The following is a 15,489-nucleotide window of genomic DNA, read 5'->3' as shown; positions in this document are numbered from 1 at the left end:
ATCTCTCCCATTCTTTTAGAAATCGTTTTCTAATCTATGTTTTTATACTTTCTCGCAGGTTACATCGTTAGGACAACACGGCCATTAATATTTCCTGTTTCCAACCGATGAAATACATCATTAATCGAATCCAACGGCTGGGTTTCGATGTTCGTGCGTACTTTTCCTTGGGCAGCAAACGCAAGTGCCTCCTGTAAATCCTTTCTCGTCCCGACAATTGAGCCTTTGACAGTTACCCCATTTAGCACGGTATCAAAAATTGGAATTGGTAATTCGTCATTTGGAAGTCCGACTACTACTAACGTGCCGCCACGTTTCACTGAGCGGTACGCTTGTTCAAAGGCTTTTCTCGTGACAGCAACGCTAATTGCGGATTGAACACCGCCTACTTTCTCTTGAATTGCTCTGACGGGGTCTATGTTTAATCCATTAATGGTAATGTCGGCTCCCAATTCCTTAGCAAGTTCTAGTTTGTCGTCTTGAATATCAATCGCGATTACGTTGAATCCCATCGCCTTGGCATATTGCAAAGCAACATGACCGAGTCCACCGATTCCATATATAGCTACCCAATCTCCTGGTTTTGCTTCGGATACCTTTAATGCTTTATAGGTCGTTACCCCCGCACAGAAAATAGGGGAAACTTCAGCAAAATCAAGGTGTTCTGGAATTTTGACAACATAGTTGGCAGGTGCCTTGCAATATTCGGCATAACCGCCATCTACGGAATAACCTGCATTTAATTGATGAGGGCACAACGTTTCACGCCCTGTTAAACAATATTCACATTCCCCGCAAGCGGAATATAGCCAAGGAACACCAACACGATCTCCGACTTTAATAGCAGTAACGCCTTCGCCAACTTCTTCCACAATTCCAACGCCTTCATGACCTGGAATAAGAGGAAGTTTTGGTTTTACGGGCCAATCCCCATTTGCCGCATGCAAGTCTGTATGACAAACTCCGCACGCTTTAATTTTCACAAGAATTTCTCCGTACCCGATTTCAGGTATAGGCACTTCTTTGATTTCAAGCTGCTGTTTAAACTCATTTACTACAGCTGCTTTCATCGTTCTATCGTTGTGATTCGAACACATGGACAACATCCCCTTTCCCACCCTTTTTGGTGTTCATTCTTTATATATGCAAGTAGTGTGCCAGTTTTTAAAACGTTTACAAATGGGATTTTGTAGCTTTCTATTGAATCGATGTGCCGGATTATTGGCATATTGTACCGAAAAAATGGAAGAGATGCCGAGATGTTGGATGTTTCGATAATGAGCAGGAGGATTCCGTTCAAAAGACATCTTTCGTAAATGGGTGGTGAAAGTAGATTTTACGATGCGACAGGAATATAAAAGGCGGATTGATGTTTGCTACATGTGAAAATCAAGGAGGGCGGTAACCAATCCCGAACTTTAGTTACCACAACGCCCCAACATCCTACATTACGCTCATCAAAGCTTTCGCTGAATGATATTTTCAGCACCTTCATAGCAGATTTTGTTATTTTTTGTATTAAAGTTGAAGTATAATTACAGATGAACAGAACATATCCGTTCTGATAGTAATTGCGTGATAATTACTTTAAAAAGGAGGATCCATCCCATGGCATCAACCCCAAGCTTCACTTTAAACAACGGACTAGCTATGCCTGCACTCGGACTTGGCGTATACAAAATGGAAGATGGTAATCAAACGGTAGAGGCGGTGAAGGAAGCAATCCGCATTGGCTACCGACTTATCGATACGGCTTCGTTTTATGCAAATGAAAAGGGAGTAGGAACAGCAATAAAAGAAAGCGGCGTGAAGAGAGAAGAATTGTTTCTTACGACAAAAGTATGGAACTCTGATCAAGGATATGAAAGTACGTTACAAGCATTTGAAGATTCTTTAAAGAAGCTTCAAACCGAATACCTCGATCTCTATCTTGTACACTGGCCGGTGAAAGGAAAGTTCGTCGAAACGTGGCGAGCACTTGAGCATTTGTATGACGAAGGAAAAGTGAAAGCAATTGGTGTATGTAACTTTAACATTCATCATCTCCGCGAGTTAGAAGGGGAGAAGTATGTTCCTGCGGTAAATCAAGTCGAGCTTCATCCACTCTTTAATCAAAAGGAACTTCGTACATATTGCAAAGAGAAGGGAATACAAATTGAAGCGTGGGGGCCGATCCTACGCGGGAAAGATGCGCTCAATCATCCTATATTTCAAGAAATAGGGGAGAAGAACGGAAAATCGCCAGCACAGGTTATTTTGCGGTGGCACTATCAAAACGGCGTCATTGCTATTCCAAAATCGGTAAATGCTGCTAGAATCAAGGAAAACATTACAATTTTTGATTTTGAGTTAACAGAAGAGGATATGAAGAAAGTGGACAGCCTTGAAACAGGCATCCGATTAGGGGCCGATCCAGACAATTTTAATTTCTAAGAAGAAAAAAAGAAGCTTAAGCGGATATTCCACTTAAGCTTCTTTCCTTATACAGCCGGTATTTCTTCGCCGAACTGGCTATTGTACAAGTCAGCATAGAAGCCGTTTTGTTCGAGCAGTTCATGATGTGTTCCTTGTTCAATGATTGTCCCTTTGTTCATGACTAAAATTAAGTCTGCATCCTTGATGGTAGAGAGGCGGTGAGCAATAACAAAACTTGTGCGACCTTGCATCAACGTATTCATTGCTTTTTGAATATAGATTTCTGTTCGTGTATCTACGCTGCTTGTTGCCTCATCTAAAATCATGATTGGCGGATTTGCTAAGATTGCACGGGCAATCGTGAGAAGCTGCCGCTGTCCTTGTGAAATATTCGAAGCATCTTCATTTAATACGGTCTCATACCCATCAGGAAGGGTACGAATGAACTGATCAGCATGCGCAGCCTCCGCTGCCTTAAAGACTTCTTCGTCTGTCGCATCCAATTGTCCATAAGCAATATTATCCTTGATTGTCCCGTTAAAGAGCCATGTGTCTTGCAGAACCATTCCGAATGTTTTGCGAAGGTCATCCCGAGACATATTTAGCGTATCAATGCCATCAATTTTAATTGTGCCGCTATTCGTTTCATAAAAGCGCATAAGTAAATTTATTAATGTCGTTTTTCCGGCACCTGTTGGACCGACAATTGCTACCGTTTGACCAGGTAGTACATTGATATTTATATCGTTGAAGAGCAGGAAATCTGGTTTGTAGCCGAAATGTACATGTTCAAAGCGGACTTCCCCTTTGGCAAAAGCTATGTTAGCTGGATCTTTTGTTTCTGTTACTTCTTCTTCTTCATCTAGCACTTCGAAGACACGCTCTGCTGCAGCAATCGTAGATTGAATAATGTTTGCAATATTTGCAGTTTGCGCAATTGGCTGAGAAAATTGTCTGGAATATTGAATGAACGCTTGGATATCTCCGATTTGAATAAACCCTTTTGTTACGTAAATTCCGCCAACTACGGCAATGGCAACGTAGCCGAGGTTACTGACAAAAGACATAAGTGGCATGATGATTCCTGATATAAATTGTGCACGCCAGCCTGCATCGTATAATTTCGCATTCACTTCATCAAATTCTACTTTCGCTTTGTCTTCATGGCCAAAGGCTTTAATGATATTGTGACCGTTATACATTTCTTCAATATGACCATTTAATTGACCAAGAGACTGTTGTTGGTTGGCAAAATACGTTTGCGACCGTTTCATAATTGGTCCGAGCACGAAAACGGATAGGAGCACTACTACAACGCTGATTAACGTAAGCATCGGACTGATTGTGAGCATCATAATAATGATCCCGATAATCGTTACAAAAGAAGTAATAAACTGCGTAATACTTTGTTGTAACGTACTTCCAATCGTATCGATATCATTCGTAACACGGCTTAATGTATCACCGTGTGCGTGTTCATCATAATACTTAAGGGGAAGTCTTGCTAGTTTCTTATTGACCTCAAGTCGCAAATCATACACTGTTTTTTGGGCAACATCGGACATAAGATATTGCTGGAAGTAGCTGAATAAGGCGCTCAGTAGATAAAGACCAACGAGAAGAAACAGTACGTTCCCGATATAGGTAAAATCAATTTTAGCTCCAGGAATTCCTTTCATTTTCAATATAACGCCTTCAAACAGCTTGGTCGTTACATTCCCCATTAGCTTAGGGCCGACAATCATGAAAATCGTACTAAGAATCGCAGTAAGAAAAACCACAAACAATTTAATGCGGCGAGGCTTTAAATAGATAAGCAAACGTTTGAGTGTCCCTTTAAAATCCTTTACCTTAGCTCCTTGTACCATCATCCCGCCGCCAGGACCATGACCAGGCCCTACTGGGCGCCCTTGCTGAGACTGTTGTTTTGATTCACTCATGCAATCTCCTCCTCTGACAACTGCGATTCAACGATTTCACGATATACCGTACAGCATTCTAACAGCTCTGCATGGTTACCAATTCCTTCAACTTTTCCACCATCTAACACGATAATTTGATCAGCATGTAAGACGGTACTCACACGTTGTGCAACGATTAGTACGGTTGCTTCTTTCGTTTCTGCTTTTAGTGCAGCGCGTAGGTTTGCATCCGTTTTATAGTCTAGTGCAGAAAAGCTATCATCAAAAATATAAATATCCGGTTTACGAACCAATGCTCTTGCAATGGATAGACGTTGTTTTTGTCCACCCGAAAGATTCGAACCGCCTTGGGTAATTGGTGATTCGTAGCCTTCCTGCATTTGAACGATAAAGTCAGCAGCCTGTGCAATTTTCGCTGCGTGCACAATTTCTTCTGGTGTTGCATCTTCTTTCCCGTATCGAATATTTTCATTGACCGTGCCGGAAAATAAAACGGCTTTTTGCGGAACAAACCCAATTTTAGAACGAATGTCGGCTTGCTTCATTTCGTTAATATCTGCTCCGTTCAAGCGAATCGTACCTGAATCGATATCGTAAAATCTGGGTATTAAATTTACAAGTGTCGATTTTCCTGAACCTGTACCGCCAATAATGGCAGTAATTTGTCCTGGCTTGGCGTGGAAGGAAATATCGGATAGCGCAGGTCGTTCGGCTCCTGGATAACTAAATGTAACGTGGTCGAACACAATATCACCCTTACTTGTTTCTGTTCCCAACGCTTCTTCTGGATCAACGATACTTGGCTCCATAGCGAGCACTTCATTAATCCGATCTGCTGAAGCCGAAGCACGGGGAACCATAACAAACATGATAGATGCCATGATGAGAGCAAACATAATTTGTGCAACGTATTGGATAAACGCAAATAAATCACCTATTTGCATACTGCCGCTATCGATTCGAATACTACCAAACCAAAGAACAGCGATTGTTGCCATGTTCATAATTAACATCATGATCGGCATGATAAACGCCATGATTTTATTCACGCGAATGGAAACGTCTGTTAAATCATGATTTGCTACGTCAAAACGTGTCTGTTCATACGATTCACGGTTAAAGGAGCGAATGACGCGAACGCCTGTTAAATTTTCACGAAGAATTAAATTCAGTTTATCGAGCTTTTTTTGTACGATTTTAAAAAGTGGTAAAGCTCTATACATCGTAAGGACAATCGTTAGTACAAGAATAGGTGTGATGGCTACAATGATGAGGGATAGTTTGGCATCCTTTGATACTGCCATAATGATGCCTCCGACAAACATAATCGGTGCACTTAACACCATTCGCATCATCATGATTAACACCTGTTGTACTTGTGTAATATCATTCGTTGTACGTGTAATTAAGGAAGCTGTGCCAATCTTATCAAACTCTTGTAGGGAAAACGCTTCTACTCGCGAGAATACTTTTTTACGCAAGTTGCGGCCAAATCCCATCGCTATCTTTGAGGAGAAATAGCTTGCAAATACAGAGAAAATAGCACCGCCAGCAGCAACGCCTAGCATAATGCCGCCAATTCTTAAGATGTAATCTACATCGCCTTTCACAACACCTGAATTAATAATGTCAGACATTAATGTCGGTAAATAGAGATCAGACATTGTTTGAATAAATACAAATATAAGTACACCCGCGATCATCCAAGTAAACGGCTTTAAATTACGAAAGAGTTTTATCACTTGCCTTGCCTCCTATCTCTGTTGTTTCTTCCTGGAGCATCAATTCATATAATTGACTATGCATCTCTAGTAATATATCGATTGATTCTTTAGGATACTGTGTTAAAATAGCAGTCATTTTTTGATGTAAGCCATCCGGATCGTTGTAGACAGCTTGTAACTTTTCTTTCCCGGCTTCCGTTACTAGGAGAGATACTTCTCTGCGATTTTCCTCAGAAATGATTCGTTGTAAAAATCCAAGTGAAACTAATCCATCTACACTGGAGCTAAGTGTACTTTTGGGAAACAAAAGCTTCTTACCTACTATTTTTTGCGGAACGATTTGTCCGGGTGGCATTGATTGCAAAATAATGAATTGTGGGACATTTAAGTCATTATTTATCATCGTAGCGTGGAGCCATTTACCAAAATGTCGATGAATACGAAAAAAAGATGTTAGAATAACGCGAGTTAGCTCCAACTCTTCATTTTTTATTTCCATACTATATCACCTCAATTTTATTCCTACGTGAACTGTTCTTAATAAAACCATTCAATAATGAATAATTAATATTGTTAATTATATCGTAATTTCATCGAAGAAAGATGTCAAGAATAAAGAAATGATTCAGGTAGATCGCACCGCAATCGCTATCTGCTGTATAAATAGGGGGGATTTCTGATTCATATCATTTGGGTAGGAGGAATACAATAATGTGAACTGTATTTAGGGAGGTGCTAAAGATAAGATGACTAATTTTTCGAACACGAAAGTGTACGTTCCTTATCATGCTCAAAGCGATCCTTGTCCTCCTATCGGGAAGAAGTATTATTCTACACCGCCCCATTTATATATTGGTTTTCAGCCAGTAAATTTGCCCCAATTTTCGCCAGTTGACGCACTTAAAAAAGGAACTTTATGGCCTGCCTTCTATGATTATTATGAGAATCCATATCAAAGCAGGAGGGAATAGCGATGCATGAATCTTTACCAGATGAATATTATTCTCTACTTGCAGATATCCAAGCTGTAGATTTCGTATTAGTGGATCTGACCTTGTACTTGGATACTCACCCGCACGATGCGCAAGCATTGGAACAATTTAATCATTTTGCAAAGTACCAAAGACAGGTGAAGCAGGTGTTTGAATCGAAGTTTGGCCCGCTTTTGCAATATGGAAATAGCACGTCAGAGGGGGAATGGAAGTGGGGGCAGAGTCCTTGGCCATGGCAAGCATAGGAGGCAAGAACAATGTGGATTTATGAGAAAAAGTTACAATATCCTGTGAAGGTCAGTAAGTGTAATCCTAGACTTGCGAAATACTTAATTGAGCAATACGGGGGAGCAGATGGGGAATTGGCAGCCGCTCTTCGATACTTAAATCAACGTTATACGATTCCGGATAAAGTCATTGGCTTGCTTACGGATATTGGAACGGAAGAATTTGCGCATCTTGAAATGATTGCAACAATGATTTATAAGCTGACAAAAGACGCGACACCGGAACAAATGAAAGAGGCTGGCTTGGATGGTCATTATGCGAATCATAATAGTGCATTGTTTTATCATAATGCGGCGGGTGTCCCGTTTACTACAACCTTTATCCAAGCAAAAGGTGATCCTATTGCTGACTTATATGAAGATATTGCGGCAGAAGAAAAGGCACGTGCAACCTATCAATGGCTGATAAACTTATCCGATGATCCTGACATTAATGATAGTTTACAGTTTTTAAGAGAAAGAGAAATCATTCATTCTCAACGATTTCGGGAGGCCGTTGAAATATTAAAAGAAGAACAAGATAAGAAGACGATTTTCTAATCTAAGTTTAAAATAGAAAACTTAGATTGGTTTCAGTGCCTTTCATTAATGAAGGCTCAAAGACACCTCTTGTGCAGATGATATCCTGCATAAGACGGTGTCTTTATATCTGAAATTTTTCTAGGAGTGTATCATCTCAGTTTATGTAGAAGGTGTTTGTTCATTTTATATAATACGAGATAGCGATTTGAGTTTTTTAACGTAACTAATTTTAGTAAAAATAATTAGGTAGTGTAAAGATACTATGCTATACTTAAGCTACCATTTTACTTTACTTGCACGTATATTCCCTATTCATTCGTGAATAGGGATTTTTTAGTTGGGTTAGAAACAACAAAAAACAGACTCTACAAGTAGAGTCTGTTAAAGATGTCGATTTAAATTAAGCTTTACGAACGTTTGTAGCTTGAGGTCCACGTTGACCTTGTTCTACGTCGAATGTAACTGCTTGACCTTCATCTAAAGATTTAAAGCCTTCACTTTGGATTGCTGAGAAATGTACGAATACATCGTCTCCACCTTCGCGTTCGATGAAGCCAAAACCTTTGTCTGCGTTAAACCATTTTACTTTACCTTGTTCCATTGTTGTTGCCTCCAGGCGTGTGCGATGCACACAATGTGTTACTATCCTTGCTCAAATCTTCAAGATTGAAAGTTGTTCACTTAACATACCTTGCCGAACAAAAATAATTCTTTTTAAATATAACAGGGAATGGATGATATTGCAAGAGTTAATACCGTAAAAATATATAAAATTTTACATAATAGGTGGAAATTCCATAAGAAAGAAAATTACGATAGAAAAATGTAGAGATTAATATTGCGGATAGGAGCAGATGTACAATCTGTATGTAAAGAAAATAGTGATGTGTGACATATAGGTAGAATGGCTTTGTATATAAAATTTCACACAATTGATTCTATCTAACGACACTAACGGACGGAGATGGACTGCTACCATTATTTTTTAAGATATAATCAGACAATTCAAAAAACAATGTTAGATTATATAACACACTTGTGGTTGTCGAATTTTGTTTCTGATATCTTTAAAACAACTTAAGGATTTCAGTTTCATGATTGCATTTTAAAAAGGATATTTTAGGACATTTCCTTTAAATCAATTGGGCATACGGCTATAAAGTTGTTTGCTATGAATTGATGGTGTGCTGTAGTCGATTTTAGGTGAGGTAGGAACATCCAGCGAACAAAGAAGAAGCATGAAAAACAAAAAAATGATGGTTCGAGAGGGGCAATAAAACATGTTTAGTTTTAAGAAAATTTCCTTATATTTAATTATTTTGACACTAGCAATTCTTACAGCTTGTAGCAATTCAACAAAAGCACCGATAACTGCCGATACAACGAAGTCAACAGATGCTAGTACTGCAATATCTGGACCAACCATCGATAAAATCAAGAAAAGTGGAAAACTTGTTATTGCAACGGGAAATTACTATCCGTTTGAGTACCATGAAAAAGGAAGCAATAATTTAGTAGGTTATGATATTGATCTTGGGAAGAAGTTAGCTGATAAATTAGGAGTTACTGTTGAATGGAAGGAAATGCAGTTTACTTCATTAATACCAACTTTGCAAAATGGACAGGCCGATCTTGTTATTGCAGCGATGTATGTAACAGATGACCGTAAAAAAGTTATCGACATGTCTGATTCTTATAGTGACACCGGTATGGTGTTAGTCAAACGGAAAGATGATACTTCTATCAAAAGTTTAGATGATTTGAATGGTAAAACGGTAGGGGTTAAAGCAGGTGCAGCAAGTGAACAAGCGGCTAAAGATTTGGTAGCGAAAGGCACGAAATTGACTATTAAATCGTATAAAGATACGACTGATTATTTGATGGATTTACAGCTGGGCCGCGTTGATGTAGCATTTAATGATTATTTAAATCAAATGGGATATAACAAACAAAATCCAGACAGTAAATTAGAAATTGTCGGACAAGCATTTACAAAAGCTTCATTAGGAATTGGTGTAAGCAAGGGACAGGATGACTTACTGAAGTTTGTAAATAATGAAATTAAAACTATGAAGGATAGTGGCGATGAAAGCAAACTATTTGATAAGTGGTTGAAATAAAGGAGGGGTTTGAATGACTTTACATTATGCAGACATGATCCCCTTTCTGCCAATATTTTTACAAGGATTATGGAAAACAATAGAATTATCATTTTATTCCTTAAGTATTGGGGTTATATTCTCTATTCTGGGAGGGGTTGCTCGCCTCTCCCCCAATTTTATAATTAATAAAATCGCATTTTTATATGTTTGGATTTTTCGGGGTACGCCTTTACTTGTGCAATTATTTATCTTGTATTTTGGGTTGCCTCAACTAGGGATTCGCTTGGAACCGATGCAAGCAGCGGTATTAGGATTATCATTAAATACAGGAGCTTATGCAACTGAAATTGTTCGTTCTGGTATTCAATCGATTGATAAAGGACAAAGGGAAGCAGCAGAGTCGCTTGGTATGTCTAAATTTATGACGATGTATCGGGTTATAGCACCGCAAGCAGTAAAGGTGATGATTCCACCAATGGTCAATCAATTTATTATGACGATTAAAAATTCTTCGATGGTTTCGCTTTTGACGATTACGGAATTATTTCATACTGGAGAACAAGTGATTGTGACAACATTCCGTAGTTTTGAAGTGTATACAGTCATTGCTTTCTTGTACCTAATCGTCACTTCTTTGCTTATGATTGTTGCTGGTCGTTTGGAAAGGGGGTTGAGACTGCATGATTGAGCTAAAGAATGTTACGAAATGTTTTGGAACGCATCAAGTATTATTTGACATCAATTTAGAGATTGAAAAGCAGGAGAAGGTTGTTATTATTGGACCGAGTGGATCGGGGAAAAGTACGATTTTACGATGCATCAATGGTTTAGAAACGATTGAAGGAGGGGACATCTTATATCAAAATGAGTCTTTGCTAAATAAGAAAAAATTACAATCTATTCGCACAGAAATCGGAATGGTGTTTCAACGGTTTAATTTGTTTCCTCACCGCACTGTTTTGGAGAATGTAATGGAAGGCCCCGTTTGGGTTAAGAAAATGAATAAAGATAGGGCTAAAGAATTGGCTGCAGAACTACTGAATAAAGTAGGGCTTGGAAACAAATTAGATGCCCATCCTCATCAATTATCGGGAGGACAGCAGCAACGTGTAGCCATTGCCAGATCACTTGCGATGGAACCGAGATGTATTCTCTTTGATGAGCCGACGTCCGCCCTTGATCCCGAACTTGTCGGAGATGTATTAGGTGTAATGAAGCAGGTTGCGTCGGAAGGAATGGCAATGATTGTTGTTACACATGAAATGGGTTTTGCGCGGGAAGTTGCGGATCGTGTTATTTTTATGGATGCTGGTCAAATTGTGGAGATGGGTTCGCCGGATGAAGTGCTGCTTCATCCACGTGAAGAGAGAACACAAACCTTTTTAAGTAGAATTTTATGATAGGAAGAAAATGCCGCATTCTTTTGAACTGAAAAGAATGCGGCATTTTTCATTGCACTTTGAATACGAACGTTTTATATAGTATTACTTCCCACTTACAACCGGCATCCGTTCCTTTGTCCATCCCTTAAACCCATCTGCTAGGTTTATAACATGTTTAAAGCCGTTGGCTTGTAGAATACTTGTGGCAATAGCAGAACGAGCGCCAGATAGACATTGTACAACTAATGTTTTATCCTTTGGAAGCTCGGAAATGCGGTCTGATAAGTAGCCTAGCATGTAATGATGCGCTTGTTCAATATGGCTTTCATCCCATTCGGATTGGTTACGAACATCTAGCAAGAATGTATCTTCTTGTTTTAGTAACTGACTTAATTGTTTTGGATCAATGTTTTCGTAGCTTTCTGTCATGTACGCAGATTGTTTTGCAACATCAACATTGATATATCCTTTAACTTGATCTAGTCCAATGGATTGAAGAGCTTCTAGAATGTTAGCTAGCTTTACTTCTTCTGCAATCAATATCATCTCTTGATCATATCGAACAACCCATCCGGCCCAGTTTGTAAAGGATTTATTAAATGGAATATTAATAGCGCCGTTCATATGTCCATTTCGGAAATCTGCTGCAGGACGTGTATCGATAACAATTGTTTTTTCATTGATGCTATCTTTTACTTGTTCAATCGTATTGTATTTCATAACGGCTTCATCTGATAGTAGGTTTGGACCTACTTTGTTTAACTTTTTCATCATTGCGAAATACTTTGGTGGTTCAGGTTGCCCAGACAGTAATGCTTTTACAAAGGGTTCTTCCTCCTTATATTGCAAGGCCCAGTTGTTTCGTAGCTCGTAGCCAACGGTAGAAAGAGGAACGGCACCTAATGCCTTTCCGCATGCGCTCCCTGCTCCATGAGCGGGCCATACTTGCAAGTGTTCAGGAAGCGTTTTGAAGCGTTCTAGCGAATGGAACATTTGTTTTGCACCGATATTTGCTGTTCCTACAATTCCAGCTGCCTTTTCAAGAAGGTCTGGTCTACCAACATCTCCAACAAATACGAAGTCACCGGTAAAGATACCCATTGGTACCGAAGAGCCTCCGCCTTTATCCGTTAAAAGGAATGAAATACTTTCAGGGGTATGTCCTGGTGTGTGCATAACCTCAAATGAAATATTCCCTACTTGAAAAACAGAACCATCACGAACGAGTTTATGATCGATATCATCTACATATTGGTATTTCCAGTTTTCATCCCCTTCATCAGAGAGATACAATTTTACATTGTGGCGCTTTGCTAATTCACGTGCACCAGATAGAAAATCGGCATGAATATGTGTTTCAGTTGCTGCAGTTATGTGTAATCCTTCTTTTTCTGCAACTTCAAAATAAGGTGTTACGTTTCTACCTGGATCAACGATAATCGCTTCTCCTGTTCTTTGACAGCCAACCATATATGAAGAATGAGCTAAACGTTCATCGAAAAAATAACGAAAAAACATATATCTTCCTCCTTGTAAGTTAAAATAGGTTCTTGCTTTGTTATACTCATAATATACCTAGTGGGGTATAAAAGCAAAGGAAAAATATTAGGATTGGCAAAGTTGTTTTAAAAAACATTAGCGAACATATGTTCTATGTTGTATACTTTTAGTAATTAGAGAAAAACAACGTTTGAGAAAGAACATCGAATAGGATTTAGGCAAAATACGTTCTGTATATTAAAGATTCCTAACTTTGTGATAAAAATGGTGATCGAATGAAATATTATATTTTCTTAGACGATTCAGGACAATTGCATCCCAATTATCCGGTAGGGGACTATTTTGTGTATGGGGGATTATTGGTAAAGGATTCCGATTATCATGGGATTCATGCATCTTACACAAAGTTTGTGCAAAACATAAAGAAGGAGCAAGGAATTACGGAAGAGTTAAAAACAACGAGAATGGATATTCCAACCAGAAGAAGGCTGCTAAATAGACTATCAAAGTATTCTTGTGAACAAATTTTCGTTAGTGTGAAGGTGTCAGCATTACAAAGAATTGATTTTCGTTCCAAAAAAGACGTCGTACGATACAAAAATTATATCATTAAGAGGTTGATTGAAGAGCTTATCATAACATGTAAAATACCTCAGAATTGCACATTTATCGAATTACGAATAGACCATCAAAACATTGCTCATTCTGCCCAAGACTCCTTGCAAGATTATCTCTTTAATATTTTTAACGAGGACAATCACTACCGAATTCATCAAAAATATGATCCGACTTCTTTTGTCTGTGATTTTCGAGTTTTGTATAGAGATTCCCGCATCCATTATCTTATCCAAGCCGCGGATCTCTTAGCGAATTCTATGTTTAAAATTTCATCGGAAAATAAAGATATTAGTGGGTTGTTAAAATCTGGGTATACACATTTAAAACTTCCTGATGGAATGAATGATTGAATCTTTACAGGTTATAGTAAATTGTGTATGATTAGCTTACAGCACAAGAGTGACTGTCTGACTTGCGGAATTGCTATACCCTAGTAAGAGTACTGTATGTGCTCCTTTCCGTGAGGACATCTATATGATGTATAGCTACTCATACACAACCTCGATCTGAAATGGTCGGGGTTTTTTGTTTTTTCCTTTGTATTATCCCATACTTATTTCCATGAAATAAAAACAGATAATTTCAAAAGTTCTGTCAGATTATATAACAAGATTGTGGTGAATGATTAGTTTCTTTGCTATCTTTATATCAACAAGAAGTTACTAGATATAATAGATTTTAAAAAAGGATATTTTAGGACATTTCCTTTAAAGAGGTACGATATGAAAACAAAAATTGGATTTGTAGGAAATTGTATATTACAGCCGGTTTTGGATGAGGTGTCCACTGAATTTACAGATGTGGAGCTTAACTACTATTTTTACAAATCGGAGCGAGAAGCACTGGAACTAACGCTTGCTGCTCAGAAGGAAGTGGACGTTGTTTTATTTGGAGGACCGGTTCCCTATTATGTAGCTGAATCAGACCCCAAGGTGAAGGCTCCATTGCTTTACATTTCGTATGACGGTGCAGCGTTTTACCGAGGACTACTTCATGTGCTTGTACAATTAGAGCTTCCAATTGAAAAGCTTAGTGTAGATATGATTCTACCGCAAACCGTCAATCGGGTATATGAGGATTTGGGATTATCCTCTTCGTCTGCTTATGTGTATCCTACTCTTGATGGAACGGGTAAACAGTATTTTACGTTTCATAAATCACTATACGAGGGGGGAAAGACGAGATGTGCCATTACGTGTGTGTTGTCTACGTTTGAGCTACTAAGAAGTGAAGGAATTCCAGCCGTACTTGTGCTAGCAACGGAGTCAGCAATTCGCGAGGGGATTCAACGGGCTGTATTGCTCGATAGTTCCAACTATTTTAAAAAATCTCAAATAGCCGTAGGACATATTCATTTTCTTGATGATCCTGATAAATCGGAGTATGAAGGGCAGCGAATTCATCTAGAACGACATCGTCAACTTGTTACATATGCAAAGGAGCTACACGCTGATATTTTTGCAATGAATCGTACACAGTTTGTTTTTTATTCAACGAGAGGAATGCTTGAAAAAAGAGATTTCGCATTTATTGAGAAGTTGCTTCGTGATTTGAAATCTATCTCGCAAAATTCTGTTCATATTGGGCTTGGATTTGGAAATACAGCTCAAATAGCGGGTGAGCGTGCGAAAATGGCACTGGTCTACTGTAAGAGGTTTGAGGATGATCAATGCTTCTTAACGCTGGATGAAGAGCAAATTGTTAACTTGTTTGATAATAAAGAGCAGTCGTATCGAACAGATGACGTAGAGATTCAGCACTTAGCAGAGCAGCATCATGTATCGGCAATGGTTATAAAGCGTGTGTCTCACGTGCTTGAGAAGTTAGGGAAAACGACAATAACGGCTGAGGAGCTGGCCAATGAGCTGGGTCAAACAATACGAAACAGCCGGAGAACTCTTAAGTATTTTGTGGAAAAAGGATTGGCAATCCCGATTGGTGAGGAGCATTTGGGGGGAAAAGGAAGACCGAAAATATTGTACCAGCTTTTACTTACCGTAAAATCATAAAGGTAAGAGAATAGAG

At 38.8% G+C, this 15,489-nt stretch carries 15 protein-coding genes; 9 read left to right on the top strand and 6 right to left on the bottom strand.

All coding sequences use genetic code 11. The features are described from left to right. Positions 1 to 59: 59 nt before the first annotated feature. Entirely contained in the window at positions 60 to 1,070 is a 1,011-nt protein-coding gene (adhP, locus tag ACAN53_RS07980; RefSeq protein ID WP_379970281.1) for an alcohol dehydrogenase AdhP, read from the bottom strand. 538 nt (positions 1,071 to 1,608) lie between these two features. On the opposite strand from adhP, the gene ACAN53_RS07975 reads away from it, so the two are divergent. After that, positions 1,609 to 2,433 (top strand): aldo/keto reductase, encoded by an 825-nt coding sequence (locus ACAN53_RS07975; protein WP_379968787.1) that lies wholly within the window; start codon positions 1,609 to 1,611, stop codon positions 2,431 to 2,433. Between the two features lie 47 nt (positions 2,434 to 2,480). Here the strand turns inward: ACAN53_RS07975 and ACAN53_RS07970 are convergent, their stop codons facing one another. From ACAN53_RS07970 to ACAN53_RS07960, 3 genes are read right to left on the bottom strand one after another with little or no spacing between them, the layout of a single operon-like run. Then, positions 2,481 to 4,355 (bottom strand): ABC transporter ATP-binding protein, encoded by a 1,875-nt coding sequence (locus tag ACAN53_RS07970; protein WP_379968785.1) that lies wholly within the window; start codon positions 4,353 to 4,355, stop codon positions 2,481 to 2,483. Next, positions 4,352 to 6,079, bottom strand: a complete 1,728-nt coding sequence (locus ACAN53_RS07965) for an ABC transporter ATP-binding protein (protein WP_379968783.1) — start codon at positions 6,077 to 6,079, stop codon at positions 4,352 to 4,354. The genes ACAN53_RS07970 and ACAN53_RS07965 overlap by 4 nt, the downstream gene beginning before the upstream one ends. Next, positions 6,060 to 6,560 (bottom strand): MarR family winged helix-turn-helix transcriptional regulator, encoded by a 501-nt coding sequence (locus ACAN53_RS07960; RefSeq protein WP_379968781.1) that lies wholly within the window; start codon positions 6,558 to 6,560, stop codon positions 6,060 to 6,062. Before ACAN53_RS07960 ends, ACAN53_RS07965 begins: the two co-directional genes overlap by 20 nt. A gap of 247 nt (positions 6,561 to 6,807) precedes the next feature. Between ACAN53_RS07960 and ACAN53_RS07955 the strand changes: the two genes are divergently transcribed. The 3 genes from ACAN53_RS07955 to ACAN53_RS07945 are packed head-to-tail and all read left to right on the top strand — an operon-like array spanning position 6,808 to position 7,880. After that, entirely contained in the window at positions 6,808 to 7,032 is a 225-nt protein-coding gene (locus ACAN53_RS07955) for a spore coat associated protein CotJA (protein ID WP_379968779.1), read from the top strand. 2 nt (positions 7,033 to 7,034) lie between these two features. Beyond that, entirely contained in the window at positions 7,035 to 7,298 is a 264-nt protein-coding gene (locus tag ACAN53_RS07950; protein WP_379968777.1) for a spore coat protein CotJB, read from the top strand. A 12-nt stretch (positions 7,299 to 7,310) separates the two neighbouring features. Continuing rightward, a complete protein-coding gene (locus ACAN53_RS07945; protein WP_379968775.1) occupies positions 7,311 to 7,880 on the top strand; it encodes a manganese catalase family protein in 570 nt (189 codons plus the stop codon). Positions 7,881 to 8,262: 382 nt separating this feature from the next. On the opposite strand, the gene ACAN53_RS07940 is transcribed toward ACAN53_RS07945, so the two are convergent. Beyond that, positions 8,263 to 8,463 carry a cold-shock protein gene (locus ACAN53_RS07940; RefSeq protein WP_379968773.1) on the bottom strand — a complete coding sequence of 67 codons (201 nt, stop codon included), beginning with the start codon at positions 8,461 to 8,463 and terminating at the stop codon, positions 8,263 to 8,265. A 679-nt stretch (positions 8,464 to 9,142) separates the two neighbouring features. On the opposite strand from ACAN53_RS07940, the gene ACAN53_RS07935 reads away from it, so the two are divergent. The 3 genes from ACAN53_RS07935 to ACAN53_RS07925 are packed head-to-tail and all read left to right on the top strand — an operon-like array spanning position 9,143 to position 11,364. Then, entirely contained in the window at positions 9,143 to 9,982 is an 840-nt protein-coding gene (locus tag ACAN53_RS07935) for a substrate-binding periplasmic protein (RefSeq protein ID WP_379968771.1), read from the top strand. Between the two features lie 13 nt (positions 9,983 to 9,995). Beyond that, the gene (locus ACAN53_RS07930) at positions 9,996 to 10,652 is read left to right on the top strand and encodes an amino acid ABC transporter permease (RefSeq protein WP_379968769.1); all 657 of its coding nucleotides are present in this window, start codon (positions 9,996 to 9,998) and stop codon (positions 10,650 to 10,652) included. Continuing rightward, positions 10,645 to 11,364: an amino acid ABC transporter ATP-binding protein gene (locus tag ACAN53_RS07925; protein WP_379968767.1), complete on the top strand. Its 720-nt coding sequence runs from the start codon at positions 10,645 to 10,647 to the stop codon at positions 11,362 to 11,364. The genes ACAN53_RS07930 and ACAN53_RS07925 overlap by 8 nt, the downstream gene beginning before the upstream one ends. A gap of 84 nt (positions 11,365 to 11,448) precedes the next feature. Here the strand turns inward: ACAN53_RS07925 and ACAN53_RS07920 are convergent, their stop codons facing one another. Then, the gene (locus tag ACAN53_RS07920) at positions 11,449 to 12,864 is read right to left on the bottom strand and encodes an MBL fold metallo-hydrolase (RefSeq protein WP_379968765.1); all 1,416 of its coding nucleotides are present in this window, start codon (positions 12,862 to 12,864) and stop codon (positions 11,449 to 11,451) included. A gap of 257 nt (positions 12,865 to 13,121) precedes the next feature. Between ACAN53_RS07920 and ACAN53_RS07915 the strand changes: the two genes are divergently transcribed. Together ACAN53_RS07915 and ACAN53_RS07910 are read left to right on the top strand one after the other, a co-directional pair. After that, positions 13,122 to 13,814: a DUF3800 domain-containing protein gene (locus ACAN53_RS07915; RefSeq protein WP_379968763.1), complete on the top strand. Its 693-nt coding sequence runs from the start codon at positions 13,122 to 13,124 to the stop codon at positions 13,812 to 13,814. Between the two features lie 372 nt (positions 13,815 to 14,186). After that, positions 14,187 to 15,473 carry a substrate-binding domain-containing protein gene (locus tag ACAN53_RS07910; RefSeq protein WP_379968761.1) on the top strand — a complete coding sequence of 429 codons (1,287 nt, stop codon included), beginning with the start codon at positions 14,187 to 14,189 and terminating at the stop codon, positions 15,471 to 15,473. Positions 15,474 to 15,489 lie beyond the last annotated feature (16 nt).

It is taken from the genome of Ectobacillus soli, assembly GCF_042610425.1.
Lineage (GTDB): Bacteria > Bacillota > Bacilli > Bacillales > Bacillaceae_G > Ectobacillus.
Note: the sequence above shows the minus strand (reverse complement) of the source record. Positions and strands in the feature narration are given on the sequence as shown.

Coding starts and splice junctions, on each gene's coding strand:
- adhP (WP_379970281.1), bottom strand. CDS start 1,070: ATGAAAGCAGCTGTAGTAAATGAGTTTAAACAGCAGCTTGAAATCAAA.
- ACAN53_RS07975 (WP_379968787.1), top strand. CDS start 1,609: ATGGCATCAACCCCAAGCTTCACTTTAAACAACGGACTAGCTATGCCT.
- ACAN53_RS07970 (WP_379968785.1), bottom strand. CDS start 4,355: ATGAGTGAATCAAAACAACAGTCTCAGCAAGGGCGCCCAGTAGGGCCT.
- ACAN53_RS07960 (WP_379968781.1), bottom strand. CDS start 6,560: ATGGAAATAAAAAATGAAGAGTTGGAGCTAACTCGCGTTATTCTAACA.
- ACAN53_RS07955 (WP_379968779.1), top strand. CDS start 6,808: ATGACTAATTTTTCGAACACGAAAGTGTACGTTCCTTATCATGCTCAA.
- ACAN53_RS07950 (WP_379968777.1), top strand. CDS start 7,035: ATGCATGAATCTTTACCAGATGAATATTATTCTCTACTTGCAGATATC.
- ACAN53_RS07945 (WP_379968775.1), top strand. CDS start 7,311: ATGTGGATTTATGAGAAAAAGTTACAATATCCTGTGAAGGTCAGTAAG.
- ACAN53_RS07940 (WP_379968773.1), bottom strand. CDS start 8,463: ATGGAACAAGGTAAAGTAAAATGGTTTAACGCAGACAAAGGTTTTGGC.
- ACAN53_RS07935 (WP_379968771.1), top strand. CDS start 9,143: ATGTTTAGTTTTAAGAAAATTTCCTTATATTTAATTATTTTGACACTA.
- ACAN53_RS07930 (WP_379968769.1), top strand. CDS start 9,996: ATGACTTTACATTATGCAGACATGATCCCCTTTCTGCCAATATTTTTA.
- ACAN53_RS07925 (WP_379968767.1), top strand. CDS start 10,645: ATGATTGAGCTAAAGAATGTTACGAAATGTTTTGGAACGCATCAAGTA.
- ACAN53_RS07920 (WP_379968765.1), bottom strand. CDS start 12,864: ATGTTTTTTCGTTATTTTTTCGATGAACGTTTAGCTCATTCTTCATAT.
- ACAN53_RS07915 (WP_379968763.1), top strand. CDS start 13,122: ATGAAATATTATATTTTCTTAGACGATTCAGGACAATTGCATCCCAAT.
- ACAN53_RS07910 (WP_379968761.1), top strand. CDS start 14,187: ATGAAAACAAAAATTGGATTTGTAGGAAATTGTATATTACAGCCGGTT.